General features: G+C 64.8%; 21 protein-coding genes. 8 read left to right on the forward strand and 13 right to left on the reverse strand.

Annotated features, from left to right (window positions below; translation table 11 throughout):
• Positions 1-16: 16 nt before the first annotated feature.
• Positions 17-466, forward strand: a complete 450-nt coding sequence (locus tag GGD62_RS21585; protein WP_020508690.1) for a DUF4399 domain-containing protein — start codon at positions 17-19, stop codon at positions 464-466.
• Here the strand turns inward: GGD62_RS21585 and GGD62_RS21590 are convergent, their stop codons facing one another.
• The 10 genes from GGD62_RS21590 to pqqA all read right to left on the reverse strand — a co-directional run bounded on the left by GGD62_RS21590 (position 467) and on the right by pqqA (position 10,473).
• Positions 467-1,522, reverse strand: a complete 1,056-nt coding sequence (locus GGD62_RS21590) for a 2-oxoacid:ferredoxin oxidoreductase subunit beta (RefSeq protein WP_018318541.1) — start codon at positions 1,520-1,522, stop codon at positions 467-469.
• Positions 1,519-3,366, reverse strand: a complete 1,848-nt coding sequence (locus tag GGD62_RS21595; protein ID WP_018318542.1) for a 2-oxoacid:acceptor oxidoreductase subunit alpha — start codon at positions 3,364-3,366, stop codon at positions 1,519-1,521. Before GGD62_RS21595 ends, GGD62_RS21590 begins: the two co-directional genes overlap by 4 nt.
• A complete protein-coding gene (locus tag GGD62_RS21600) occupies positions 3,336-5,135 on the reverse strand; it encodes an FAD-dependent oxidoreductase (protein WP_183710099.1) in 1,800 nt (599 codons plus the stop codon). Before GGD62_RS21600 ends, GGD62_RS21595 begins: the two co-directional genes overlap by 31 nt.
• A gap of 236 nt (positions 5,136-5,371) precedes the next feature.
• Positions 5,372-6,049 carry a DUF4286 family protein gene (locus GGD62_RS21605; RefSeq protein WP_179736350.1) on the reverse strand — a complete coding sequence of 226 codons (678 nt, stop codon included), beginning with the start codon at positions 6,047-6,049 and terminating at the stop codon, positions 5,372-5,374.
• Between the two features lie 24 nt (positions 6,050-6,073).
• Positions 6,074-7,060, reverse strand: coding sequence for a prolyl aminopeptidase (gene pip / locus GGD62_RS21610; RefSeq protein ID WP_183710100.1), 987 nt, complete (start codon positions 7,058-7,060; stop codon positions 6,074-6,076).
• Positions 7,050-8,249, reverse strand: a complete 1,200-nt coding sequence (gene pqqE / locus GGD62_RS21615; protein WP_183710102.1) for a pyrroloquinoline quinone biosynthesis protein PqqE — start codon at positions 8,247-8,249, stop codon at positions 7,050-7,052. The genes pip and pqqE overlap by 11 nt, the downstream gene beginning before the upstream one ends.
• Complete coding sequence (gene pqqD, locus GGD62_RS21620) at positions 8,246-8,557, reverse strand: pyrroloquinoline quinone biosynthesis peptide chaperone PqqD (RefSeq protein WP_183710104.1); 312 nt, start codon at positions 8,555-8,557, stop codon at positions 8,246-8,248. The genes pqqE and pqqD overlap by 4 nt, the downstream gene beginning before the upstream one ends.
• Before the next feature lie 12 nt (positions 8,558-8,569).
• Positions 8,570-9,325 (reverse strand): pyrroloquinoline-quinone synthase PqqC, encoded by a 756-nt coding sequence (gene pqqC / locus GGD62_RS21625; protein ID WP_210317904.1) that lies wholly within the window; start codon positions 9,323-9,325, stop codon positions 8,570-8,572.
• 20 nt (positions 9,326-9,345) lie between these two features.
• Complete coding sequence (gene pqqB / locus GGD62_RS21630) at positions 9,346-10,275, reverse strand: pyrroloquinoline quinone biosynthesis protein PqqB (RefSeq protein ID WP_183710106.1); 930 nt, start codon at positions 10,273-10,275, stop codon at positions 9,346-9,348.
• Positions 10,276-10,392: 117 nt separating this feature from the next.
• A complete protein-coding gene (gene pqqA, locus GGD62_RS21635) occupies positions 10,393-10,473 on the reverse strand; it encodes a pyrroloquinoline quinone precursor peptide PqqA (RefSeq protein ID WP_007595659.1) in 81 nt (26 codons plus the stop codon).
• A 250-nt stretch (positions 10,474-10,723) separates the two neighbouring features.
• Here pqqA and GGD62_RS21640 point away from each other — a divergent pair, with 250 nt between their 5' ends.
• The 5 genes from GGD62_RS21640 (at position 10,724) to tarD (ending at position 14,750) form a co-directional block, all read left to right on the forward strand.
• Positions 10,724-10,981, forward strand: coding sequence for a DUF6894 family protein (locus tag GGD62_RS21640; RefSeq protein ID WP_026202038.1), 258 nt, complete (start codon positions 10,724-10,726; stop codon positions 10,979-10,981).
• A gap of 240 nt (positions 10,982-11,221) precedes the next feature.
• Positions 11,222-12,622 carry an amidase family protein gene (locus tag GGD62_RS21645; RefSeq protein ID WP_183235046.1) on the forward strand — a complete coding sequence of 467 codons (1,401 nt, stop codon included), beginning with the start codon at positions 11,222-11,224 and terminating at the stop codon, positions 12,620-12,622.
• Between the two features lie 2 nt (positions 12,623-12,624).
• A complete protein-coding gene (locus GGD62_RS21650) occupies positions 12,625-13,101 on the forward strand; it encodes a glutathione peroxidase (protein ID WP_183235047.1) in 477 nt (158 codons plus the stop codon).
• A gap of 11 nt (positions 13,102-13,112) precedes the next feature.
• Positions 13,113-13,355: a DUF3297 family protein gene (locus GGD62_RS21655; RefSeq protein ID WP_038950952.1), complete on the forward strand. Its 243-nt coding sequence runs from the start codon at positions 13,113-13,115 to the stop codon at positions 13,353-13,355.
• 225 nt (positions 13,356-13,580) lie between these two features.
• On the forward strand, positions 13,581-14,750 hold the full coding sequence (gene tarD, locus GGD62_RS21660) for a D(-)-tartrate dehydratase (protein ID WP_183710108.1): 1,170 nt from the start codon (positions 13,581-13,583) through the stop codon (positions 14,748-14,750).
• Positions 14,751-14,952: 202 nt separating this feature from the next.
• Here tarD and GGD62_RS21665 read toward each other — a convergent pair whose 3' ends face one another.
• Both GGD62_RS21665 and GGD62_RS21670 read right to left on the reverse strand, forming a co-directional pair.
• Positions 14,953-16,305, reverse strand: a complete 1,353-nt coding sequence (locus tag GGD62_RS21665; protein ID WP_183710109.1) for a malonyl-CoA decarboxylase — start codon at positions 16,303-16,305, stop codon at positions 14,953-14,955.
• 319 nt (positions 16,306-16,624) lie between these two features.
• Positions 16,625-17,449, reverse strand: coding sequence for a helix-turn-helix transcriptional regulator (locus GGD62_RS21670; RefSeq protein WP_183710112.1), 825 nt, complete (start codon positions 17,447-17,449; stop codon positions 16,625-16,627).
• Between the two features lie 50 nt (positions 17,450-17,499).
• Here GGD62_RS21670 and GGD62_RS21675 point away from each other — a divergent pair, with 50 nt between their 5' ends.
• Together GGD62_RS21675 and GGD62_RS21680 are read left to right on the forward strand one after the other, a co-directional pair.
• Positions 17,500-18,672, forward strand: coding sequence for an MFS transporter (locus GGD62_RS21675; protein WP_179736328.1), 1,173 nt, complete (start codon positions 17,500-17,502; stop codon positions 18,670-18,672).
• Between the two features lie 218 nt (positions 18,673-18,890).
• On the forward strand, positions 18,891-21,158 hold the full coding sequence (locus GGD62_RS21680) for a cation:proton antiporter (RefSeq protein ID WP_092253618.1): 2,268 nt from the start codon (positions 18,891-18,893) through the stop codon (positions 21,156-21,158).
• 191 nt (positions 21,159-21,349) lie between these two features.
• Here the strand turns inward: GGD62_RS21680 and GGD62_RS21685 are convergent, their stop codons facing one another.
• Positions 21,350-24,505, reverse strand: coding sequence for an efflux RND transporter permease subunit (locus GGD62_RS21685; RefSeq protein ID WP_183710114.1), 3,156 nt, complete (start codon positions 24,503-24,505; stop codon positions 21,350-21,352).
• Positions 24,506-24,511 lie beyond the last annotated feature (6 nt).

Consider the following 24,511-nt stretch of genomic DNA (forward strand, 5'->3'; position numbering starts at 1 on the left):
TGCTGGAGTGGATTTGATGAAGATCATTCATTGTGTCGCACTGGCGACTGCGATCGCAGTGCACCCGGGCGCAGCCTGCTCGCAGGGAAAGACGGCGCCAAAGGACGCAAAACTCTATTTCATCACGCCGCACGATGGGCAGAAGGTTCGCGGTGGATTCTGGGTCCGGTTCGGCCTGCGCAACATGGGCGTGACGCATGCCGGCGACGATTACCAGAATGCCGGTCATCATCATCTGCTGGTCGACGTCAACGATCCCATCGATCCCAAGGAGCCGATCCCGCAGGACAAGTCGCACCTGCATTTCGGCGCAGGGCAGACCGAGACCATGCTGGACCTTGCGCCGGGGACTCACACCCTGCAACTGGTGCTCGGCGACGCCAAGCACTATCCGTTCGAACCGCCGGTCGTGTCGGAGAAGATCACGATACGCGTCAGGTCGCCGGCTTCGGCGCGGAGCAAATGATCAGCGCAGGCTGGCGTTGATCTTGTCCAGCACCGCCGAGCCCGGGCACAGGGTGTCCGCTTCCAGCGTGTTGAGCGGCGTCTCGACCGTGTTGAGATGCTCGTGCAGATCTTCCGCGTCGGGGTCGACGTAAAGGAGACCGGTGACGATCTGCCCCTTGGCGGCGTGCCGCGCAAGGAAGGTCTGGGCGCCCAGCCGGTCATGCGGATCGTAGTCGGCGTCGATCTTGCGCAGCGCGATCTTGCTGCCGTCATGCTGCTCGACCATCTGCACGGTACCCGGCGCATAGTCCACCGCGATGGGATCGCGGCCGACCAGAACGTCGAGGCGGTTCACGGCGTCGTTGTGCTCGCGGACATAGTCGAAGCTCTTGGTCGAGCCGGCGTGGTTGTTGAAAGCGATGCAGGGGCTGATGACGTCGATGAAGGACGCGCCCTTGTGGCGGATCGCAGCCGCGATCAGCGGCACCAGCTGGGTCTTGTCGCCGGAGAAGCTGCGCGCCACGAAGGTGGCGCCCAGCTGCAATGCGATCGCAACGAGGTCGATGGCGTTGTCGGTGTTGGTGACGCCCTTCTTGGACTTCGAGCCGCGGTCGGCGGTGGCCGAGAACTGGCCCTTGGTCAGGCCGTAGACGCCGTTGTTCTCGACGATATAGGTCATGTTGACGCCGCGCCGGATCGAGTGCGCGAACTGGCCGAAGCCGATCGAGGCGGAATCGCCGTCGCCGGACACGCCGAGATAGATCAGATCGCGGTTGGCGAGGTTGGCGCCGGTCAAGACCGATGGCATGCGGCCGTGCACGGAGTTGAAGCCGTGCGAATTGCCGAGGAAATAATCCGGCGTCTTCGAGGAGCAGCCGATCCCGGAGATCTTCGCCACCCGGTGCGGCTCGATCGAGAGCTCGTAGCAGGCCTCGATGATCGAAGCCGTGATCGAATCGTGACCGCAGCCGGCACACAGCGTCGAGATCTTGCCCTCGTAGTCGCGATGGGTGTAGCCGAGCTCGTTCTTCTTCAGCCCCGGATGATGGAATTTTGGCTTTGCGATGTAGGTCATGACACGGCCTTGCGGAGCGGGGTCACCTTGAGGTGATCCTGGTGGTCGCCAATGGCTTTTGCGATGAAGCGGGCGGTGATCGGCGAGCCGTCGTAATGCACGATCGGCACGAGGCGCACCGGGTCGATGCCGTTCTCGTTGACGATGAGCTGGCGCAGCTGGCTGTCGCGATTCTGCTCGACGACGTAGACGAAGTCGTGCTCGGCGAGGAAGCTCGCCACGCTCGAATGGAACGGGAAGGCGCGGATGCGCAGGCGGTCGAGCTGATGCCCGCGCGCTTCCAGAAGGCCGATCGCCTCGTCCATCGCCGGCGACGTCGAGCCGAAATAGATCACGCCGTATTTGGTCGGCCGTTCCGCATTGGCCTGCAGCGGTCGCGGCACCAGGTCCTGCGCGGTCTCGAACTTGCGCATCAGGCGCTGCATGTTGTCGGCATAGACCGAGCCTTCCTCGGAATAGCGCGCATAGCGATCACGCGAGGTGCCGCGGGTAAAATAGGAGCCCTTGGTCGGGTGCGTGCCGGGATAGGTGCGGTAGGGGATGCCGTCGCCGTCGACATCGAGATAGCGGCCGAAGTCGCGGCCTTCCTCCAGCATCTCCGCGGTCATCACCTTGCCGCGGTCGTATTGCTTGGCATCGTCCCATTTCAGCGGACGGCAGAGCCGGTGATTCATGCCGATGTCGAGGTCGAGCATCAGGAAGATCGTGGTCTGGATCCGCTCGGCGAGATCGAACGCGGCGGCCGCGAATTCGAAGGCCTCGGCGGGATCCTCGGGGAACAGCAACACATGCTTGGTGTCGCCGTGCGAAGCATAGGCGCAGGCGATGATGTCGCATTGCTGGGTGCGGGTCGGCATGCCCGTGGAGGGGCCGGCGCGCTGGATGTTCATGATCACGGCCGGAATCTCGGCGAAGTATGAGAGGCCGATGAATTCGGTCATCAGGGAGATGCCGGGGCCCGATGTCGCGGTGAAGGCGCGGGCGCCGTTCCAGGAGGCGCCGATGACGATGCCGATTGAAGCGAGCTCGTCCTCGCCCTGCACGATGGCGTATTTCGCCTTTCCGGTTTCAGGGTCGTGCCGGTACTTCTTGCAATGGGCGGTGAAGGCCTCCGCCACCGACGAGGACGGCGTGATCGGATACCAGGCGCATACCGTGGCGCCGCCATAGACGGCGCCGAGCGCGGCGGCGCTGTTGCCTTCGATGAAGATGCGGTCGCCGACCTTGTCCGACTTTTTCACCCTGAGGCCGAGCGGGCATTTCAGGTTCTGCAGCGCCCAGTCGCGCCCAAGATGCAGCGCGTGGACGTTGGAGGAGAGCAGCTTTTCCTTGCCCTTGTACTGCTCGCCGATCAGCTGCTCGATCAGCTTCGGGTCCATGTCGAGCAGCGCCGAGAGTGCGCCGAGATAGATGATGTTCTTGAACAACTGGCGCTGGCGCGGATCGGTATAGGTCGAGTTGGTGATGGCGGTGAGCGGCACGCCGATCACGGTGATGTCGTCGCGGAATTTCGTCGACGGCATCGGCTTGGTGGAATCGTAGAACAGATAGCCGCCCGGCTCGATGCCGGCGACGTCCTTGTCCCAGGTCTGCGGATTCATCGCCACCATCATGTCGACGCCGCCGCGGGCGCCGAGATGGCCGTCCTCGGTCACCCGCACCTCGTACCAGGTCGGCAGGCCCTGGATGTTGGAGGGGAAGATGTTGCGTGGGGAGACCGGAACACCGTGGCGCAGGATCGCGCGCGCGAACATCTCGTTGGCGCTGGCCGAGCCCGAGCCGTTGACGTTGGCGAAGCGGACGACGAAGTCGTTTACGCTGCTGATCGGCTTTTTGTCGGGCATGTCGAACCTGCGTGAGTCATGTCGATGAAATACTTCTGCATGTCCCAGGCGCCGGTGGGACACCGCTCGGCGCACAGCCCGCAATGCAGGCAGACGTCCTCGTCCTTCACCATCACGCGGCCGGTCTTGAGATCCGAGGAGACGTAGAGGTCCTGGTCCGGATGCGGCGAGGGCGCCTTCAGGCGCTGGCGCAGATCGCTTTCTTCTCCGTTGCCCGTGAAGGTGATGCAATCCATCGGGCAGATGTCCGCGCAGGCATCGCACTCGATGCAGAGCGAGGTCGAGAATACGGTCTGCACGTCGCAGTTCAGGCAGCGCTCGGCTTCGCCCAGCGCCAGCTTGACGTCGTAGCCGAGCTCGACCTCGGCGCGGATGTCCTTCAGCGCGATCACCTTGTCGCGATGCGGCACCTTGTAGCGCTTGTCGATCGAGATGTCGTTGTCATAGCTCCATTCGTGGATGCCCATCTTCTGCGATGAGACATGCACCTCAGGCAGTGGCCGCTCGGTGATGTCCTCGCCCGAGAGCATCTTGTGGATCGACAATGCGGCGTCATGGCCGTGCGCGACCGCCCAGATGATGTTTTTGGGGCCGAACGCGGCATCGCCGCCGAAGAACACTTTTGGATTGGTCGAGACGAAGGTCTTGGGATCGACCTTCGGCATGTGCCATTTGTCGAACTCGATGCCGCAGTCCTGCTCGATCCAGGGGAAGGCGTTTTCCTGGCCGACCGCGACCAGCACGTCGTCGCAGGGAATGGTCTGATCGGGATCGCCCGAAGGCACGAGGTTGCGGCGGCCTTTGGCGTCATATTCGGCTTTGACGTGCTGGAAGGTGACGCCGATCAGCTTGCCGGCGACGTGCTTGAATGCCACCGGCACCATGTAGTTGAGGATCGGAATATCCTCGTGGAGCGCGTCCTCCTTCTCCCACGGCGAGGCCTTCATCTCCTCGAAGCCGGAACGCACGATCACCGTGACTTTCTCGCCGCCGAGCCGGCGCGCGGTGCGGCAGCAGTCCATTGCGGTGTTGCCGCCGCCGAGCACGATCACGCGCTTGCCGATCTTGTCGATATGGCCGAACGAGACCGAGGCCAGCCATTCGATGCCGATATGGATATTGCCAGCCGCTTCCTTGCGGCCGGGAATGTCGAGCTCTCGGCCGCGCGGCGCGCCGGAGCCGACGAAGATCGCGTCATATTTCTCCGCGAGCAGCGACTTCATGCTCTCGATGCGGTGGCCACCTTTGAACTCGACGCCGAGACTCAGGATGTAGCCGGTCTCCTCGTCGATCACCGAATTGGGCAGGCGGAATTTCGGGATCTGCGTGCGCATCATGCCGCCGGCTTCCGGATCGGCATCGAATACGGTGCAGTGATAGCCGAGCGGCGCGAGATCGCGCGCCACCGTCAGCGAGGCCGGACCGCCGCCGACGAAGGCAACGCGCTTGCCGTTCTTCGGTGCAGGGCGCGGCAGGCGCTGCTTGATGTCGTCCTTGAAATCGGCGGCGACACGCTTGAGCCGGCAGATTGCGACCGGCGTCTCCTCGACGCGTCCGCGGCGGCACGCCGGCTCGCAGGGACGATCGCAGGTGCGTCCCAGAATTCCGGGAAACACGTTCGACTTCCAATTGATCATGTAGGCGTCGCTGTAGCGGCCTTGTGCGATCAGTCGGATATATTCGGGAACCGGGGTGTGCGCAGGACAGGCCCATTGGCAATCGACCACTTTGTGAAAGTAGTCGGGGGCCGCGATATCGGTCGGTTTCATTCCTACCCTGTCCGCGCAGGCTCAAAGACCCGGCGGCCTCTTCTGAGCTTGGCGAACGCTTAACGCGCTGCGATCTGGTTTCTGAATGACGTCATTGGGTTAGCTTATTAGAACCTTTCCGAAGTACAACGGCAAAGTTCGGTGCGTCCCCGCTTTCATGGGAGCTACGCGCGCACAGCATTAACGGCCGCGCGCGATGCGCGTGCGGTGCAATATGTTGCGATGCAGATGGTTGTTCAGCCGCGCGCGATGTCGCTCTTTGCGAGGTCCCACATCAGGCTGTAAGTCCCGACCGAGACGGGCAGCGGGAAGGGCGATGCCGCAGGGCCGGTGAAGCGCTCGGCGATCACGGCCGAGACCGCCCCGACATGCGTGCCGTCGATCAGCACGAACCAGTCGCGTGCGCCTTCGTTGCGCACCGCCGGAATGTCCGCGGTCGCGCCAGACAATTCCGGCTCGCTTTCGAGCAGGTGCATCGAGATGATGCCGTCGCGCCGCTCCGGCGCCAGCTTTTCTTGCAGCGCATCACGCCATGCGCCAGCATTGTCGGCTGTGGGCCGCAGCCGCACGAGGCCGAGCGCAGCGCCGCGGCCGGTGCCGTTGCTGATGGTAATGCGCGCGACGACACGGAGCATGTCCTTGAAATGCGCCATGCTTTGCCGCGACCATTCGGTCTGGTTGGCCAGGCGCGCCCGATAGGCGGGACTGTCGAGCACGTCGAGCGTCGCGGTCGAGTACAGCGAGAGATATTTGGGATTGGCGGCATGCGCGACATAGCGCCGCGCTTCCAGGAAACCGTCGATCGCGACGCGCTCTTCCAGATGCTCTCGATCGTACCAGCGATTGAAATCGGCCTCATTGGCTGCGTCGATATTCATCGACGTCAGCAGCATGCCCTTTCCGGCGAGCGGCATTTTCTTGTTGTCCTTTTTCGCGCATTAGCGCGCGGCCTTCGACGCAAGGTCGGCAATCGACTTCATGACCGCATCCCTCACGCCGGCATCATAGAGCGAATGTCCGGCTTCTTCCACGAGGCGAATCTCGGAACCCGGCCAAACTTTCGCGAGCGCGTGTGATGTCTCAGGAGGGCACAACAGGTCGTAGCGGCCCTGCACGACAATGCCGGGAATCCCGGCGAGCCGGTCCGCGTTCCGCAGCAGCTGGGCTTCGTTCATGAAGGAGTTGTTGATGAAGTAATGCGCCTCCATGAACGGCGTCGCCGGCAGCGTGCGCCAGACGTTCAGCGACGCCAGGTCCAGCCGCATCTTGGCGGCCTTGTGCTCCGACAGGGCTCGCTCGGTGTCGTGCCAGGCGCGGGCCGCAGGTCCGTGAACGGCCGGATCGGCATCGAGGATGCGGCGATAATAGGCTTCCACCGGGCGCGCACGTTCCTCAGGCGGCAGCACGCTCAGAAAATCCTCGTAGAGCGCGGGATAGAATTGCGGCAGGCGCCCCGTGAAGGCCGTCTCGACCTCGGCCCGCGTGCCCAGAAAGGTCGCGCGGAGCGCGATGCCGGAGACGCGCTCGGGATGGGCCTGCGCGTAAGCCAGCGCCAGCGTCGCGCCCCAGGAGCCGCCGACCACCATCCAGCGTTCGAAGCCGAACTTGTCGCGGATTTTCTCCATGTCCGCGATCAGATGTGCCGTGGTGTTGTGCTCGCGTGATCCCTTCGGCCGGCTGCGGCCGCAGCCGCGCTGGTCGAACAGCACGGCGCAGAAGCGGTCGGGATCGAACAGCCGGCGATGATCGGCCTGGCAGCCGCTGCCGGGCCCGCCGTGCAGGTAGACCGCGGGAATGCCGTCGCTGCGACCGACGCTCTCGACATAGAGCTCATGGCCGTCGCCGACGTCGAGCATGTCGGAGGTCAGCGGCGCAAAGGGATCGGCACGCCTCGCCGCTGTACCTGCGTCGGCGTCAGGCCCCATTCTCGGATTCCAGGGTGCCGCCGGCGAAGTTGCGATAGAGGAAGCGGCTGGTCTCGCCCTCGGCCTCACGCTCGGCCTGCTTGAAGATGGTCTCGTGCAGCGGCGACAGCGCGCAGGCCGGGTCGGTGTTGGCGGCGTCCCCTGTCAGCGCGAAGGCCTGGCAGCGGCAGCCGCCAAAATCGATCTCGCGGAATTCGCAAGACTTGCACGGCTCCTTCATCCAGCCGGTGCCGCGATAGCGGTTGAAGGCCTCGGAGTTCTGCCAGATCCAGGCGATCGAATGGTTGGAGCGGACCGATTCGAAGTCGAGCCCGGTGATGCTCTCGGCGGCGTGGCAGGGCAGCACCTTGCCGGCGGGCGAGATGTTGAAGAACTGCCGGCCCCAGCCGCCCATACACTTCTTCGGCCGCAAGGCGTAGTAGTCCGGCACGACGTAGTCGATCGCGAGCGTGCCCTTCAGCCGCTCGCGCGCTTCCTCGACGAGACGCGTACACTCATCCAGCTGCGCCACCGTCGGCATCAGCGCGGCGCGGTTCTTCAACGCCCAGCCGTAATACTGCACATTGGCGACCTCGAGCCGGTCGGCGTCGAGATCGACGGACATCTGGATGATGTCAGGCAACTGGTGCAGGTTCTGGCGGTGCATCACCGCGTTCACGGTGAGCGGCAGATCGAGCTCGCGCGTCCACTTTGCGACCTCGAGCTTCTTGCGGTGCCCGTTCTTGTAGCCGGCGACGCGATCGGCGAGGCCTTCTTCAACGCCCTGGAAACTGATCTGCACGTGGCAGAGCCCGGCATCGGCGAGATCGCTGAGCTTCTCGCGCGTCAGCAGCACGGCCGAGGTGATCAGGTTGGTGTAGAGGCCGACGTCACTGGCATGCTTGACGAGGTCGACGAGGTCCTTGCGCGCCGTCGGCTCGCCGCCGGAGAAATGCACCTGCAGCACGCCGATCTCGGCAAGCTCGCTCAAGACCTTCTTCCATTCCTCGGTGGTCAGCTCCTTGCCCGAGCGATCGAGCTCGACCGGGTTGGAGCAGTAGGGGCATTGCAGCGGGCAGCGATGGGTGATCTCGAGCAGCACCGCGAGCGGAATGCCAAAGGTCTCCGCCGTCGAGCGCTGCTTCTCCAGCACCGCGAGGCTGTCGCTGGCATCAGGGGGGATCAAGGGGTTGCCGAGCACATCGCTCATGACGCCTTCTCCCGGGCCTCCGTGAGAAAGCCCTTGTCGGCGAGATCCTGCAGCATGACGATGACGTCGGCGAGGATCGCCTCGCGTGGCGCGGCGTATTTTGCCGCCAACGCGTCCGCAATATCGCCGACATTGCGCTCGCCATTGCAGAGCTGCAAGACCTCAACGGCGATCTCGTCCGGCGCCAGCACGCGTTCCGGCGCCAGGATCACCCAGACCTTCCGCGTCTCGTCATATTTCAGCTTGGCATGCCGCGGCAGCACCGGGCGGTTTGCCTCGCTGACACTGATGTTCCGCGGCCCGGCCATTGCTCTTGTCCCTCAACTCGCCTTGGGCACGAACGCGCCCGGCGGAATGTGGCCCTCGACATAGGCGTGCTGAAGCGCGTCAAGCTGCACCCACAGCACGTTGGTCTTGAAGATCAGCGCGTTGCACACTTGCGCGCGCTGCTCCGGCGTCGTGGCATGCGCCTTGACATAGTCGAGCGCAAAGCCGGCATCGCGCGGCGCCTGCGCCAGGCGGCGCTTGAAGTAGCTCATGATGTCGGGGTTGACGAAATCATAGTGCTCCAGCATGCCGGAGATGCGTTCTTCATGCAGGTTCGGCGCGAACAGCTCGGTGAGCGAGGAGGCGATCGCCTCCAGCGGGCTTTTTTCGCGGCAGTAGTGAACGTAAGCCTCCACCGCGAAGCGCGTCGCCGGCAGGATGCCTTCGGTCGATTCCACATAGGCCGTGTCGAGGCCGAGGCCTTCGGTCAGCTTCAGCCAACGCTCGATGCCGCCTTCGCTGCCGACATCGCCGTCATGGTCCTCGATGCGGTGGCGCCATTCCAGGCGCGTGGCGCGGTCGCGGAAACGCGAGATCACCACCGCGTCCTTGATCGGGATCGTGCTCTGGTAATAGTAGCGGTTCAGCGCCCAGGCCTGCACCTGGCCCTTGTTCAGCTTGCCGCCGTGCAGCAGCTTGTGGAACGGATGCAGGCTGTGATAGCGCGTCGCCCCGATATGGCGCAGCGTCGCCTCGAGCTCCTCGGCCGAGTTGAGCCTCAGATCCTTGCCGATCGAGAGCGCAGTCATTCCAGTCATTGACGCCGCATTCACAGCACGATCTCCGTTCCATCCGCCGGTATCTGCCAGCCCGCCGCCTCGACGGCCTTGCGCTCGGATGAGGTAGGTAGCAGCGCCGGGTTCGAGTTATTGATATGCAGAAATATCTTCCTGTCGATAGCGAGGTCGGCCAGCCGTGCGATGGCGCCGTCCTCGCCGGACATGGCGACATGTCCCATGCTCTTGCCGGTCTTCTGGCCGAGCCCGCATTTGATCATCTCGTCGTCCTGCCAGACCGTGCCGTCGAAGAACACGAGCGAAGCGCCGTCGATCTCGGCCTTGAGCGCGTCGGTCACCTCGGCGCAGGCCGCGATGAAGTAGAAGCACTTGCCGGTCGCCTTGTCGGTGACCTTCAGGCCCAGCGTGTCGCCGTCGCCGCTGTCCCCGCCGGGATGCGCCTTGCCTTCCAGATACCAGGCCGATTTGCCAGAGACTGCGAAGGACAGCACCTCCAGTCCGGAGCGGGTGCCGTCGGGCAGGCGCGGCTCGAATGGCTCGCGGATTGCCATCGGCTGGCGCCGCACGTGCTTCTCGTTCAGCACGTTGAAGATGCTGTTGCTGGCAAGGATCGCCAGCACCTTCTCATGCGCATAGATCGTGAACGGCGAGCTCTCGCGCATCGAGAGCAGGCCGGCCACCGCATCCACTTCGCTGTTGGTCAGGATCACGCCCGCAATCGGCGTATGGCGCAGCGCCCCGGCCTTGGGGTGCAGCTGCGGCGTGGCATTCAATTGCTGGCGGAGGTCCGGTGAGGCGTTGATCAGGAACCAGTGCTCGCCATCGCCGCTGAAGGCGACCGAGGCCTGGGTTCTCAAGAGCTCATGGCCGTTCTCACGGGCCGCCCGGCAGCCCTCGCAGCCGCAATTCCATTGCGGCACTCCGCCGCCGGCTGCGGCGCCCAGGACGACGACGCGAAGCATGATCCGTCTCCTGGAAGCAACGTCGCGAGGTGGATCTCAGGCCGACACGATTTCCCTCATTCGGAAACCGGTCGTGACCGAAAGACCCACCTGCGCTGAACGCAGATCACCAACCGCTTACTTGCGGGTGGCGCTCACATACATGTTGATTTCCATGCCGCAGGGCACTTCGACGATCTTCGGGGCTTTCCAAGCCATTTTGGCACTCCATTTTCGCGAATTCGGACGTATCGCCCACCCGTTAAATTAATGCGCGCCGGGAAGTTCGCCAGTGAAATTTTCCCGAGAATCTCATGTTGCGCCGCGAAAAAAAAGCCTTCGGGAACGCTCACTTCTGGGGCGCTGCCTTGCGTTCGGCGCATTCGGTCGCGAACCCTGTCCTGATAAAGCAGTTGTGAGTGCAGTGCAGCTTTCAATCCGGTACAGGCGACCCAACTGGATCTCGATGATGCCCAGATACTACTTCAATACCCGTATCGGCGACGAACTGATCGTGGATCCCGAAGGCGAGGATCTGCGCAACCCCGACCGCGCCTGGGAGGTCGCCCGCCAGATGATCCTTGAAGTGGTGAAATCCGAGGGCACCCAGCGCGCCCTGCTGGACGCCGTGATCGAGGTCACCGACGCCGAAGGCGAGATCGTGCTGGAGTTTCCCTTCACCGAGGCGCTGCTGGACATCCCGGACGCGTCCGCGACGCGGCATTAGCCCCCGCTCTCTCCCCGTCATTGCGACCGCAGCGACTTGTCCGACGAAGCCTTGGCGAAGGCGGAAGCAATCCAGAAACTCTCCGCGGAGGAAGTCTGGATTGCTTCGTCGCAAGGGCTCCTCGCAAAGACGACGGAGAATGAGGCACCACCCGGCGCCCCAGCGCCTTCGCCCCTGCGAAATCCGCATGGCTTTGCCGCGTTCCCGGCGCTAAAAGACGCCGGTTACACGGAGCAAGCCATGCAAGATCTCTGGCGCCTGTCGGCTGCCGACCTCGCCTCCCTCGTCAAGTCCAAAAAGGTGTCCGCCCGGGAGGCGGCCAAGGCCGGGCTCGCCCGCTTGGACGCCGTCAATCCCCAGCTCAACGCGGTGATCGACCACCGGCCAGACGACGTGCTCAAGCAGGCCGACGCCGTCGACGCCGCCATCGCGCGCGGCGAGGACTCCGGCGTGCTCGCCGGCGTTCCCGTCACCATCAAGGCCAATGTCGATCAGGAGGGCTTTGCCACCACCAACGGCCTCAAGCTCCAGCGCGATTTGATCGCGCGCGAGGACAATCCGGTGGTCGCCAATTTCCGGAAATCGGGCGCCATTCTCCTTGGCCGCACCAATTGCCCGGCCTTCTCGTATCGCTGGTTCACCACCAACCTCGTTCATGGCGACACCAAGAACCCGCGCGATGCCTCGCTGACCCCGGGCGGCTCGTCCGGTGGCGCCGGTTCGGCGGTCGCGGCCGGCATCGGCCACATCGCCCACGGCACCGACATTGCCGGCTCGATCCGCTATCCCGCCTATGCCTGCGGTGTGCACGGCCTGCGCCCGACGCTCGGCCGCATCCCCGCCTTCAACCCGGCGCTGCCGGAGCGTCCGATCGGGCCGCAGATCATGGCGGTCTCGGGTCCCCTGGCGCGCACCGTCAACGACCTCAGGATTTCACTGGCTGCGATGTCGGCCCGCGACATCCGTGATCCCTGGTTCGTGCCGGTGCCGCTGGAAGGCCCCGCACGGGACAAGCGCGCCGCGCTCTGCCTCAATCCTGGCGGCCTTGCGACGACGCCGGAGGTGAAGGCGGCGGTGAGCGATGCCGGCAAGCGGCTGGAGCGCGCGGGCTGGACCGTCGACATCATCGAGGACACGCCGCCGATGCGCGAGGCGGTCGAGTGGCAGATCAAGCTCTGGCTCGGCGACGGCTACGAGGCCCAGCTCGAGATGGCCGAGCGCGAGGGCGATCCCGGCGCGCTGGCGTGCCTGCGCGGCAACCGCGCCAGGGTCACGCCGATGGACCAGGCCAATTACGCCAAGGCGCTGACCCGAAGAGCCACGCTGACCCGCGACTGGATGCAATTCTTCGAAAAGTACGCGGTGCTGCTGACGCCGGTGTCCGGCGAGCTGCCGTTCCCCGATCATCTTGATCGCAAGGACGACGAGTCGTTCAAGCGGGTCTGGGAAGCGCAGCTGCCGCAGATCGCCATTCCCTTCATGGGTCTGCCGGGCCTTGTGGTCTCCACCGGTCTCGTCGGCAAGGCGCCCGTCGGCGTGCACATCGTCTCCGGCCGCTATCGCGAGGATTTGTGCCTGCTCGCAGGCGAGGCGATCGAGGCGGGCGGCGTGCCGCCGTCGCCGATCGATCCCGTGGGTTAGCGATGTCCGTGATCTACGATTTCAAGGCCAACTCGCTTGCCGGCGAGGAGGTCGCCCTGAAACGTTTCGAGGGGCAGGTGCTGCTGATCGTCAACACCGCGAGCAAATGCGGCTTCACGCCGCAATATCGCGGCCTGGAAGATCTGCATCGCGATCTCTCGCCGCGCGGCTTCTCGGTGCTCGGCTTTCCCTGCAACCAGTTCGGCGCGCAGGAGCCGGGGCGGGCGGACGAGATCCAGGCGTTCTGCTCGACCCATTACGACGTCACCTTCCCGCTGTTCGAGAAGATCGACGTCAACGGCGCCAATGCGCACCCTCTGTATGAGTACCTGAAACGTCAGCAATCCGGGCTTCTCGGCGCCGCCATCAAATGGAATTTCACCAAATTCCTGGTGGACCGTGCCGGCAAGGTGGTCGCGCGCTACGCGCCGACCGCGCGGCCCGAAGGATTGCGGAATCAAATCGAAACACTGTTGTGAGCGAGACAATCATGAGCGACGAATTCCCGGACCGCCTGTCGGTCGATCCGAACAGCCCCTATTACAACGCGGACATCCTCGCGCGCGACGTCGGCATCCGCTTCAAGGGCGTCGAGAAGACCAATGTCGAGGAATACTGCATCAGCGAAGGCTGGGTCCGCGTCACCGCCGGCAACGCCAAGGATCGCCACGGCAACCCGCTGACCATCAAGGTGCACGGCCCGGTGGAGCCGTATTTCAGGGATAAGAAATAGACCGCCGTCATTCCGGGGCGATGCGAATCCGCCGCGCGTCCAAATGCAAGACCGTCACCCTGAGGTGGCCGCTCCTTCAGCGGCCCTCGAAGGGCGACAGCCCGGCTGCACCTCGGCCGTTCATCCTTCGAGGCTCCCGATGGGGCGCTGAGCGCCCCATCACTCGCACCTCAGGATGACGGGGAGACAGTCCGGCGAATTCCTCTCAACACCCAAGGCCACCCTATGTCCGTCCGCATCGTCGACGTCCGCGAAATTACAAAACCGATCTCCTCGCCGATCCGCAACGCCTATATCGACTTCACCAAGATGACGACGAGCCTCGTCGCCGTCGTCACCGATGTGGTGCGCGACGGCAAGCGCGTGATCGGCTACGGCTTCAACTCCAACGGCCGTTACGGGCAGGGCGGCCTGATCCGCGAACGTTTTGCCTCGCGCATCACCGAGGCCGATCCGAAGTCGCTGCTGAATGCGGCTGGCGACAATCTCGACCCCGACAAGGTCTGGGGCGCGATGATGACCAACGAGAAGCCGGGCGGCCATGGCGAGCGTTCGGTCGCGGTCGGCACCATCGACATGGCGGTTTGGGACGCGGTGGCGAAGATCGCGGGCAAGCCGCTGTTCCGCCTGCTCGCCGAGCGTCACGGCGTCAAAGCCAATCCGCGCGTGTTCGTCTACGCCGCCGGCGGCTATTACTATCCCGGCAAGGATCTTTCGATGCTGCGTGGTGAGATGCGCGGCTATCTCGACCGCGGCTACAACGTCGTGAAGATGAAGATCGGTGGCGCGCCCATTGACGAGGATCGCGCTCGCATCGAGGCGGTACTGAAGGAGATCGGCAAGGACGCGCAGCTCGCCGTCGACGCCAACGGCCGCTTCAACCTCGAGACCGGCATCGCCTACGCCAAGATGCTGCGCGACTATCCCTTGTTCTGGTACGAGGAAGTCGGCGATCCCCTCGACTACGCGCTGCAGGCCGCGCTCGCCGAATTCTATCCGGGCCCGATGGCCACAGGCGAGAATCTCTTCAGCCACCAGGACGCCCGCAACCTAATCCGCTACGGCGGCATGCGCCCCGACCGCGACTGGCTGCAATTCGACTGCGCGCTGTCCTATGGCCTCTGCGAATACCAGCGCACGCTGGAAGTCCTGAAGACCCACGGCTGGTCCCCCAGTCGCTGCATCCCGCACGGCGGCCACCAGATGTCGCTCAACATCGCAGCCGGCTTAGGCCTCGGCGGCAATGAGAGCTATCCCGACCTGTTCCAGCCCTACGGCGGCTTCCCGGATGGCGTGCGCGTCGAGAACGGCCACATCACCATGCCGGACCTTCCGGGCATCGGCTTCGAGGGCAAGTCGGATCTCTACAAGGAAATGAAGGCGCTGGCGGAGTAGGGGTTGCTAAGCGCGAGTGGCGCGCGACAATCGCGCCACTTACTCGGTGTCGTCCCTGCGAAAGCAGGGACCCATAACCCCAGGGAGAGGTTAGGGAGCGAGCTGACACCGAGTCTTCGCCAAACCCAATCCTGTGGTTTTGGGTCCCGGATCTGCGCTCCGCTTCGCTGCGCTTGTCCGGGACGACGACTGACTGTGTGGCCTACGACAGCCGCATATCCAGCAGCCGCCTTCCTTCGCCCTTCAGCAGCTTCTTCACCGCACTGGACGCCACCACCTCGCCGTCATTGGCGTAGGCTTCGTGGTTCTTCTCGATGTCGTCGAGACGATAGAGGTAGTTGACCATCACGCCGGCCGATTCCCGCACGCCCTTCGGCGAGAGATCGCCCAGCCAGTTGATGCGCTCCAGCCTGGCGCCGTTGCCGAGATGGAAGCGGGCGACGGAATCGATCAGCTTGCCCTTCGGCGTGCGCGCCTTGAGGAAGTAGTGTGCCGCGAGCGGCTCGATCACGGCGCGGAGCTGTGCCGTCGTCTCGGGGCTCTCGAACCATTTGGGATCGTCGAGGCGCTTCAGCACCTCGCGGTCCTCGTCCGACAGCGGCAGGTCCTTGTCCTGCTTCAGCCATGGCATGAAGCCCGGCACCGGTGACAGCGTCACGAAAGTGTCGAGCTTGGGCGTTTCACGGCGCAGCTCCTCGACCACCTGCTTGATCAGAAAGCTGCCGAAGGAGATGCCGCCGAGACCGCGCTGGGTGTTGGAGATCGAATAGAACACGGCGGTGCGCGCGCGCTCGATCGGCAGATGCTGGCGGTCGACTGCAAGCAGCGGAGCAATCGCGCCCGGGATGGTCTCGGTCAGCGCCACCTCGACGAAGATCAAGGGCTCGTCGACCATCGCGGGATGGAAGAAGGCGTAGCAGCGGCGGTCGACCGGATCGATGCGGCGGCGCAGATCGTCCCAGTCGGAGATCTCGTGCACGGCCTCGTAGCGGATGATCTTTTCGAGGATGTTGGCCGGGGACGACCAGTCAATCCTGCGCAGCACGAGAAATCCCCTGTTGAACCACGAAGAGAGAAGATGCGAGACGTCGCGATCGAGCGCGGCGAGGTCGGTGTGGCCGTTCATCATGCCGAGCAGATCGGCGCGCATGTTGACGAGATCGCCGGTGCCGCCGGGCGCACGGTTGAGGCGGCGGATCAGCTCCTGCCGCCGCGGCTCCGAGGCGAAATGCAGCGAGCTCGCGTCCTCGTCGCTCGGCGCGGCGCGCCATTTCTCGATCGCCTTGGCCAGGCGCTCCCGGTCCGGACCGAAATCGCGCACCAGCCCGTGGAAGAAGGCGCGGCGTCCCGCCGCATCCAGCTCACGGTAGATGTCGAGCACCTCACGCGCGATGGCGATGCCCGATGCCTCGCCCCGGCCCGACAGCAGCGCATCGCAGAGATCGATCAGCCCGTCGGCATCCCGTCTGGTGTCGGCGGACTCGCCGCGACGAAGCAGCGTGCGGCCGCGCTCGGAGATCGTGGCGAGCAGGTCGGAGAAGAAGGCGTTGGCCATCGGGGCTTTCGTATCAGGTTTGTGCGTTGCCGAAGCTTACACGGGATTTGGGCGGAAACCGATCACAATCAAGCGGAGGAATGCGGCAACTTTAGTTGGGCCGTGCGTTTGGGGAATGACGGCATAGCGTGGGCGTTGAGGGAGCGGGTGTGCTCACCCCAAACGAGCTGCCGTAGGATGGGCAAAGGCGCCCTTGCGCCGTGCCCACGATCCTTTGACTGCAGCGAAGAAACCGTGGGCACGCTTCCGCCTTCGCTCCTCGAGCTACGGCGGCGCTTTGCCCACCCTACGAGTTCTGTGCTCGCAAGCCGAGGCTGCCTCAAGCTTTGCCGGCAAACTCCGTCGGCGTCCGCCCCGTCACCTGACGGAACGCCGCGGAAAAGGCGGGCACGCTGGCATAGCCGAGCTGGGTTGCGAGCTGCTTCACCGACACATTCGCATCCGTCGACAGGCGCTGGATCGCCGCAGCAATCCGCGCGCGCTGGCACCAGCTCTTGAAGCTCAGCTGCGTTTCCGTTGAGAACAGCCGCGACAGCGTCCGCGCGGAAGTTCCGACCTCGCGCGCGAGCGTGTCGATGTCGTGCAGGCCGGTCGGATCGTCGAGCACGATCAGGGCGGCGCGGCGGCAGCGCGACTCGCGCGGCAGCGGCACGAAGGTCGCGGAATCCTCAGCCTGGTGCAATTCCAGCATGACGAGGCGAACCAGCAGTTCGGTGCGCTCCTCCGTGTTGCGCGCGTCGAACAGCGCCAGGATCGCCTGATTGAGCAGCGGTGACACCCGCACCACGAATTCCCGGGTCAGGCCGTCATAGCGCTGCTCGCGCTTGAGCCAGGACAGGTCGAAATACAGCGTGCGCATCTCGATGTCGGCGAGCAGATCGATGGCATGCTGGAGCCCGGCCGGGACCCAGACCGCGCGGTCCGGCGGCACCAGCCAGCGTCCCCCCGGCGTCGTCACCTGCATGGTGCCCTTGGCCGCATAGATCAGCTGCGCCTCGCGGTGCAAATGCGGATCGATCCGCAAACCCTTGGGGTAGTCGCGCGCCACCAGGTGCACGCCCGCGGGCGAGCGGTGGTTGCTCCGGACCTCCCGCAGGATTGGCGTTTCCAAGATTGGCGTTTCCAAGACAGTCATTGGCAGCATCCCGTCATGGGGAGGACATATAACTCATTTCGGAGCAGGAGAGGATTCGTATGAACAGCCCCAGCCGGGTCATCAGTTTCGTCAACGCAGGCCATTTCATCGACCATTATTCGATGCTGATCTTCGCCGCCGCCGTCATCATCATGGGGCCGGCGCTCGGCATGGCCTATTCGGAACTTCTGCCCTACGCGACACCTGGCTTTGTGGCTTTCGGCGCCGGCTCGCTGCTCACCGGCTGGCTCGGCGACCGCTGGAGCCGCCGCCACATGATGCTGATCTTCTTCGTCGGCATCGGCCTCTCCATGATCGCGGTCGGCTTCGTGCAGACCCCGGCGCAGCTCGGCGCGGCGCTGCTGGCGATCGGCATCTTTGCCTCGATCTACCATCCCGTCGGCACCGCCATGATCGTGTCCTATGCCGACCGGCTCGGCCGCGAGATGGGCATCAACGGCGTCTGGGGCAATCTCGGCGTGGCCTCATCGGCGCTGGTGACAGGCGTGATCGGCCAATATCTCGGCTGGCGTTTCGCCTTCATCGTTCCCGGCGTGGTCACGATCCTGATCGGCGTCGCCTTTGCGATGATGGTCGTGCACGAGGACCGCAAGGGCACCAAGCAGGCCGCGGCGCAGGCGCGGGTGGCCAAGCAGGACATGTGGCGCGTGGTGCTGTCGCTGCTGATCGTGGTGATCGCGATCTCCACGACTTTCAACGCGGTGACCGTGGCGCTGCCAAAGCTGTTCGCGGAGCGTCTCGCGGATTTGACGAAGAGCCCGGCGCTGCTCGGAATCATCGCGGCCTGCGTCTACGTGTTCGGCGCGATGACGCAGTACACGATCGGCCGGCTGCTCGACCGTTACTCGCTGAAGACGGTGGCATTGCCGCTGTCCTTCATGCTGGCGCCGTTCCTCTATCTCGCCGCCAGCCTGAACAATCTGCCGCTGATCCTGGTCTCGATCGGCATCGTCATGGGCGCATTCGGGCAGGTCACGGTCAACGATGCCATGGTCGGCAAGTACACCAGCGAGGAATGGCGCTCGCGCGCCTACGCCGTGCGCTACTTCATCGGCTTCACCGCGGCCGGCGCCTCGGTCGGCCTGGTCGCCTGGCTCTACGAGCAGGGCGGGTTCGTCACCATGCTGCACGCCTTCGCCGCGCTCTGCCTGCTGGCAATCGCAGCCGCCATCATCCTGCCGCGCGAGATCCGGACGCCACAGCCGGTGTGAGGCGCCTCGTGTCCCGGACAAGCCGCAACGCGTGATTGCAGCGCAGAGCCGGGACCCAGAGTTGCGAGTCCCCTTCGCCAAGGCCTCGGCGAACAGGTCGCTGCGCTCGCAATGACGGTGAATATCCCGCCCCGTGAACCGGGAACCCGCTCCACGTCCCGCGGGTTCTATCCTCGTGGCCCCAACCTCGGGGCAGGCAAAGGGGGAAAGACACCTGCATGCCATGGCGCCTGCTCCGTCCGGTCGGCCTCGTCCCCGCGGCGCTTGTCCTCACCACCATTGCGGCCGGTGCCGAGGGCGGCAAATCGGCCGGCCCGTCCGAATTCCTGCTGGTGGCGCAGATCGTGCTGTTGATCGCTGTGGGGCGCGGTCTTGGCGAGATCATGCAGCGGATCGGCCAGCCCTCGGTGATCGGCGAGTTGCTCGCGGGCATCATCCTCGGACCGTCGCTGTTCGGCTGGATCTGGCCCGAAGCGCAGCACGCGATCTTCCCCAAGACCCCCGAGCAGAAGGCGATGATCGACGGCATTGCCCAGTTCGGCATCCTGCTCCTGCTGCTGCTCACCGGCATGGAGACCGACCTCAAGCTGGTCCGGAAAGTCGGCAGGGCCGCGATCGCGATCTCGATCGCCGGCATCCTCGTGCCCTTTGCCTGCGGCTTCGCGCTCGGAGAGTTTCTGCCCGATGCGCTACTGCCCGATCCGCAACAGCGCCTGGTCGCTTCGCTGTTCATGGGCACGGCGCTCTCGATCTCCTCGGTCAAGATCGTCGCGGTGGTGGTGCGCGAGATGAATTTCATGCGCCGCAATGTCGGGCAGATCATCGTGGCGACCGCCGTCATCGACGACACCATCGGCTGGATCATCATCGCCGTCATCTTCAGCCTGGCCTCGCACGGTACGCTGGATATCGCCTCGGTGGCGAAAGCCGTGCTGGGCACGCTCGCCTTCCTCGCCGTCAGCTTCACCATCGGCCGCCGTCTGGTGTTCCAGCTGATCCGCTGGGCCAACGACAATCTCGTCAGCGCGGCGGCGGTGATCACTGTGATCCTGCTGTTGATGAGCGTGATGGCGCTGATCACGCATCTTATCGGCGTGCACACCGTGCTCGGGGCCTTCGTCGCCGGCATCCTGGTCGGGGAATCTCCGATCCTGACGCGGCAGATCGACGAGCGCCTGCGCGGGCTGATCTCCGCCTTCTTCATGCCGGTGTTCTTCGGCCTTGCCGGCCTCAGCGCTGATCTGTCGGTGCTGCGTGATCCCAATCTCTTGATGCTCACCGGCCTGCTGGTCGTGATCGCCAGCGTCGGCAAGTTCGGCGGCGCCTTCGTCGGCGGCACATTGGGCGGCCTGAACCATCGGGAATCGCTGGCGCTGGCGAGCGGCATGAATGCCCGCGGCTCGACCGAGGTGATCATCGCGACCATTGGCCTGTCCATCGGCGTGCTGAGCCAGAACCTGTTCACGATGATCGTGACCATGGCGATCGTGACCACGATGGCGATGCCGCCGATGCTGCGCGCGGCGCTGGCAAGGCTGCCGATGAACAAGGACGAGAAGGAGCGGCTGGAGCGGGAGGAATTCGAGAAGCGCGGCTTCCTCGCCAATCTCGAGCGCCCTCTGCTGGCGGTGGACGAAAGCGCCAACGCCATCTTTGCCGCGCACATCGCCGGCCTGATCGCCGGCATGCGCGGCCTGCCGATCACCGTCCTGCATATCGGCAAAAGCGCGAAGGAGCGGGAGAAGGGCCGCGACCAGGAGGAGAGCCACGAAGCGGTGGTGAAGAAAGCCGCCGAAGTCGTGTCCGCCCATGGCGACGGCGAGGCCGGCAACGTCGATGTCGTCACCCGCGCGCGGCAGGCGGAGCTCGGCGAGACCATCGCCGATGAAGCGCGCAAGGGTTTTGATCTTCTGGTGGTTGGCATCGACAAGGTCATCGCGACCAAGGACCGTTTCGACCGGAGGATCGACGACATCGCCGCAAAGTTCGAAGGGCCGCTCGCGATCGTCGCGGCCAAGGGCAAGCACCTGAAGCAGCCGGCGCCCGAGGCGCTCAACATCCTCGTTCCGGTCTCCGGCAGTGGCATCTCCAAGCGCGGCGCCGAGGTCGCGGTCGCGTTGGCGCAAGGAGGATCAGGCTCGCTGCGAGTGATCTATGTCGCGACCACGCGCGACAAGGGCGCGCAGCGTGGCGCCTCCCGTGGCCTCGGCCAGGAGGCGGGCATTCTCAAGGACGCCAGCGATCTCGCCGCCCGCTATGACGTTGACATCACCACCACGCTGCGGGTGAACCGGGCGCCCGAAGCCGCGATCCTGCGCGAGATCGACACCACCGACGTCGATCTCGTCGTCATGGGCGTCGACCGCATCCAGGCCGACCACCTGTCCTTCGGCGGCGTCGCCGACGCCGTGCTCCGGCAGTCGAAAGTCTCGGTGCTGCTGGTGTCGAGCGGCGAGGCAAGGCAGGCTCCGGCGGAGAAGGCTTAAGGTCGGCTGCATCCGCGCAGCTGGTGCGCTCCCTCTCCCGCTTGCGGGAGAGGGTTGGGGAGAGGGCTGTCTCCGCATTGGGACATTCACCCAGAGGTGAGAGCCCTCACCCGGCGCTACGCGCCGACCTCTCCCGCAAGCGGGAGAGGTTACTCCGAACTCACGGCGCCGCTGATCCAAACCAACCCTTACTACTTCACCTCCGCCACAGCCTCCACCTTCACCGCTTTCTTGCTCGCCCGCCAGTTCTCGAAACGCTGCACCACCACGAAGAAGGCAGGCACGAACAGCACGGCGAGGCAGGTCGAGGCCAGCATGCCGGAGAAGACGGTGATGCCGATCGACTTGCGCGCGCTGGCGCCGGCGCCGGTGGCGAGCACCAGCGGCACCACACCGAGGATGAAGGCGAAGGAGGTCATCAGGATCGGGCGGAAGCGCGCACGCGCCGCCTCGATCGCGGCCTCCACCACCGGCTTGCCGTCGCGGCCGTGCAGCTCCAGCCCGACCTCGACGATCAGGATCGCGTTCTTGGCCGACAGCGCGATCAGGAGGATCAGCCCGATCTGGCAATACAGGTTGTTGTCGATCTTGAGCCCGGAGAGGATCAGCATCGGCCCCAGCAGCGACAGCGGCACCGCGAGGATCACCGAGATCGGCGCGTACCAGCTCTCATACTGCCCGGCGAGCACGAGATAGACCAGCAGCATGGCAAGGCCGAACACCCAGTAGATCTGGTTGCTGACCGCCTTCTCCTGATAGGACATCGCCGTCCACTCATAGCCGGTGCCCGGCGGCAGCGTCTTGTCGGCGATCTCCTCCATCAGCTTCAGCGACTGGCCGGAGGAGTATCCCTGCGCCGGCAGGCCGATCACGGTCGAGGACGGATAGAGATTGTAGAGGCTGATCAGTGACGGTCCGGTGGCCGGCGTGATCTTGGCGACGGTGCCGATCGGGATCATGTCGCCGTTCGAGTTGCGCACCTGCATGTTGGCGATGTCGCGCTCGGTGACGCGGAAGGCGGGATCGGCCTGGGTGTAGACCTGGAACACACGGCCGAACTTGTTGAACTGGTTGACATAGGACGAGCCGAGATAGGTCGACAGCGCCGAGAACACCTGGTCCGTCGTGACGTGCAGCGTCTGGGTTTTGACCCGGTCGATCTCGACGTTGAACTGCGGCACCGAGGAGCGGAACGAGGACTGCACGCGCTGCAGCGCGCTCTGGCTCTGGCCGTTGCTGACCATCGCGCCGGTGATCGCCTGCAGCTTGGCGAAATCGCTGTTGCCGTCGCGCAGCTCGACCTGCATCGAGAAGCCGGCGGCGTTGCCGATGCCCTGGATCGGCGGCGGCGGCAGCACCAGCGTGCGCGCCTCCATGATGGTGGCGAGCTTGTCGTTGAGCCCGTACACCAGCGAGCGCAGATCCTCGCCGGGGCCTTTGCGCGCATCCCAATCCTTCAGGATGATGTAGGCGACGCCGGCATTGGCAAGGCTGGCGCTGTTGTCGAGTGCGGAGATGCCGGCGATGGTGATGACCTGCGCCACGCCGGGCGTCTCCTTGATCAGACCGCTCGCTCTGTCGAGCACGGCTTGCGTCCGCTCCAGCGCGGCGCCGTCGGGCAGCTGCACGGCGGCGATCAGATAGCCCTGGTCCTCGATCGGCAGGAAGCCGGTCGGCACCCGCGACAGGCCGTAGCCGCTGGCGCCGATCACCAGCAGCGCGAACGCGACCGAGATGGTGGCGTGCTTCACGAGGAAGGTGATCAGTCGTGTGTAGCCGCGCTCGACGCGGTTATAGACCGCGTTGAAACCTCTGTAGAAGAAATTGCGCTGCTCGGGCGGCACAGTCGGCCGCAGCCACAGCGCGCATTGCGTCGGCTTCAGTGTCGCCGCGTTGATGGCGGAGAGCAGCGCAGTCGCCGCGATCACCAGCGCGAATTGCGAATAGATGCGCCCGGTGAGCCCCGCGAGGAACGAGGCCGGCAGAAACACCGAGATCAGCACCAGCGTGATGCCGACGATCGGCGCGAACAGCTGGTCCATCGCCTTGATCGCGGCGTCGTGGCCGTTCATGCCCTGCTCGATGTTGTGGGCGGCGCCTTCCACCACGACGATGGCGTCATCGACCACGATGCCGATCGCGAGCACGATCGCGAACAGCGTCGACATGTTGATGGTGAAGCCGAGCGCCGCCATCGCGGCGAAGGCGCCGATGATGGTGACAGGCACGGTCGTCGCCGGCACCAGCATCGCGCGCCAGTCCTGCAGGAACACCAGGATCACGACCAGCACCAAGAGGCCGGCCTCGATCAGCGTCATGTAGACCTCGTGCACCGAGGCCTCGACGAATTTGGTGGTGTCGAACGGCGTGTCGTATTTGATGCCTTCCGGGAACCGCTTGGCGAGGTCCGCCATCTTCTTCTCGACGGCCTGCTCGACCTGGAGCGCGTTGGCGCCGGGCGACTGGAATACGCCGATGCCGACGGCCGGTTGCTTGTTGAGCGAAAAGATCTGGCTGTAGGTCTGCGCCCCCAGCTCGACCCAGCCGACGTCGCGGACGCGCGTGACGTCGCCGCTGCTGCCCGACTTGACGATGATGTCCTCGAACTGGCTGGTGTCGTCGAGCCGTCCGTTGACGTTGAGCGTGTACTGGAACGCCTGTCCCGGCGGTGTCGGCGGCGCGCCGACCTGGCCGGCGGAGACCTGCTGGCTCTGCTGCTGGATTGCGTTGATGACGTCCTGCGGCACGAGGCCACGGACCTGCAGCTTGTTCGGATCGAGCCAGACCCGCATCGAATACTGGCCGGCGCCGAACACGGTGACGTTGCCGACACCGGGCAGGCGGGAGAGCTCGTCGCGGATGTTGATGGTGGCGTAATTGCTCAGGTAAAGGCTGTCGTATCTCGAATCCGGCGAGGTCAGCGTCACGAACAGCAGGATCGAGGTCGACCGCTTCTGCACGGTGACGCCCTGGTTCTGCACGGCCTGCGGCAACTGCGACAATGCGCTGGAGACGCGGTTCTGCACCAGCACCTGCGCGAAGTTGAGGTCGGTGCCGATCTTGAAGGTCACGGTCAGCGTATAGGTACCGTCGGAGCCGCTGTAGGACTGCATGTAGAGCATGTCCTCGACGCCGTTGACCTGCTGCTCGATCGGCAGCGCCACGGTGTCGATCACGGTCTTGGCGCTGGCGCCGGGATAGCGCGTGGTGACCTGCACGGTCGGCGGCACCACGTCGGGGTATTGCGCGATAGCGAGATTGAACAGCGCGACGCCACCGATCAGGATCATCAACAGCGCGATGACGTTCGACAGGACCGGCCGCTCGATGAAGAATTTTGAGATCATGGCTGG

It is taken from the genome of Bradyrhizobium sp. ERR14, assembly GCF_014198235.1.
Classification (GTDB): domain Bacteria; phylum Pseudomonadota; class Alphaproteobacteria; order Rhizobiales; family Xanthobacteraceae; genus Bradyrhizobium.

Bases quoted from the DNA above. Each gene is read 5' to 3' on its own strand.
- GGD62_RS21585 (WP_020508690.1), top strand. From the start codon at position 17: ATGAAGATCATTCATTGTGTCGCACTGGCGACTGCGATCGCAGTGCAC.
- GGD62_RS21590 (WP_018318541.1), bottom strand. From the start codon at position 1,522: ATGACCTACATCGCAAAGCCAAAATTCCATCATCCGGGGCTGAAGAAG.
- GGD62_RS21595 (WP_018318542.1), bottom strand. From the start codon at position 3,366: ATGCCCGACAAAAAGCCGATCAGCAGCGTAAACGACTTCGTCGTCCGC.
- GGD62_RS21600 (WP_183710099.1), bottom strand. From the start codon at position 5,135: ATGAAACCGACCGATATCGCGGCCCCCGACTACTTTCACAAAGTGGTC.
- GGD62_RS21605 (WP_179736350.1), bottom strand. From the start codon at position 6,049: ATGCCGCTCGCCGGAAAGGGCATGCTGCTGACGTCGATGAATATCGAC.
- pip (WP_183710100.1), bottom strand. From the start codon at position 7,060: ATGGGGCCTGACGCCGACGCAGGTACAGCGGCGAGGCGTGCCGATCCC.
- pqqE (WP_183710102.1), bottom strand. From the start codon at position 8,249: ATGAGCGATGTGCTCGGCAACCCCTTGATCCCCCCTGATGCCAGCGAC.
- pqqD (WP_183710104.1), bottom strand. From the start codon at position 8,557: ATGGCCGGGCCGCGGAACATCAGTGTCAGCGAGGCAAACCGCCCGGTG.
- pqqC (WP_210317904.1), bottom strand. From the start codon at position 9,325: ATGACTGCGCTCTCGATCGGCAAGGATCTGAGGCTCAACTCGGCCGAG.
- pqqB (WP_183710106.1), bottom strand. From the start codon at position 10,275: ATGCTTCGCGTCGTCGTCCTGGGCGCCGCAGCCGGCGGCGGAGTGCCG.
- pqqA (WP_007595659.1), bottom strand. From the start codon at position 10,473: ATGGCTTGGAAAGCCCCGAAGATCGTCGAAGTGCCCTGCGGCATGGAA.
- GGD62_RS21640 (WP_026202038.1), top strand. From the start codon at position 10,724: ATGCCCAGATACTACTTCAATACCCGTATCGGCGACGAACTGATCGTG.
- GGD62_RS21645 (WP_183235046.1), top strand. From the start codon at position 11,222: ATGCAAGATCTCTGGCGCCTGTCGGCTGCCGACCTCGCCTCCCTCGTC.
- GGD62_RS21650 (WP_183235047.1), top strand. From the start codon at position 12,625: ATGTCCGTGATCTACGATTTCAAGGCCAACTCGCTTGCCGGCGAGGAG.
- GGD62_RS21655 (WP_038950952.1), top strand. From the start codon at position 13,113: ATGAGCGACGAATTCCCGGACCGCCTGTCGGTCGATCCGAACAGCCCC.
- tarD (WP_183710108.1), top strand. From the start codon at position 13,581: ATGTCCGTCCGCATCGTCGACGTCCGCGAAATTACAAAACCGATCTCC.
- GGD62_RS21665 (WP_183710109.1), bottom strand. From the start codon at position 16,305: ATGGCCAACGCCTTCTTCTCCGACCTGCTCGCCACGATCTCCGAGCGC.
- GGD62_RS21670 (WP_183710112.1), bottom strand. From the start codon at position 17,449: ATGCTGCCAATGACTGTCTTGGAAACGCCAATCTTGGAAACGCCAATC.
- GGD62_RS21675 (WP_179736328.1), top strand. From the start codon at position 17,500: ATGAACAGCCCCAGCCGGGTCATCAGTTTCGTCAACGCAGGCCATTTC.
- GGD62_RS21680 (WP_092253618.1), top strand. From the start codon at position 18,891: ATGCCATGGCGCCTGCTCCGTCCGGTCGGCCTCGTCCCCGCGGCGCTT.
- GGD62_RS21685 (WP_183710114.1), bottom strand. From the start codon at position 24,505: ATGATCTCAAAATTCTTCATCGAGCGGCCGGTCCTGTCGAACGTCATC.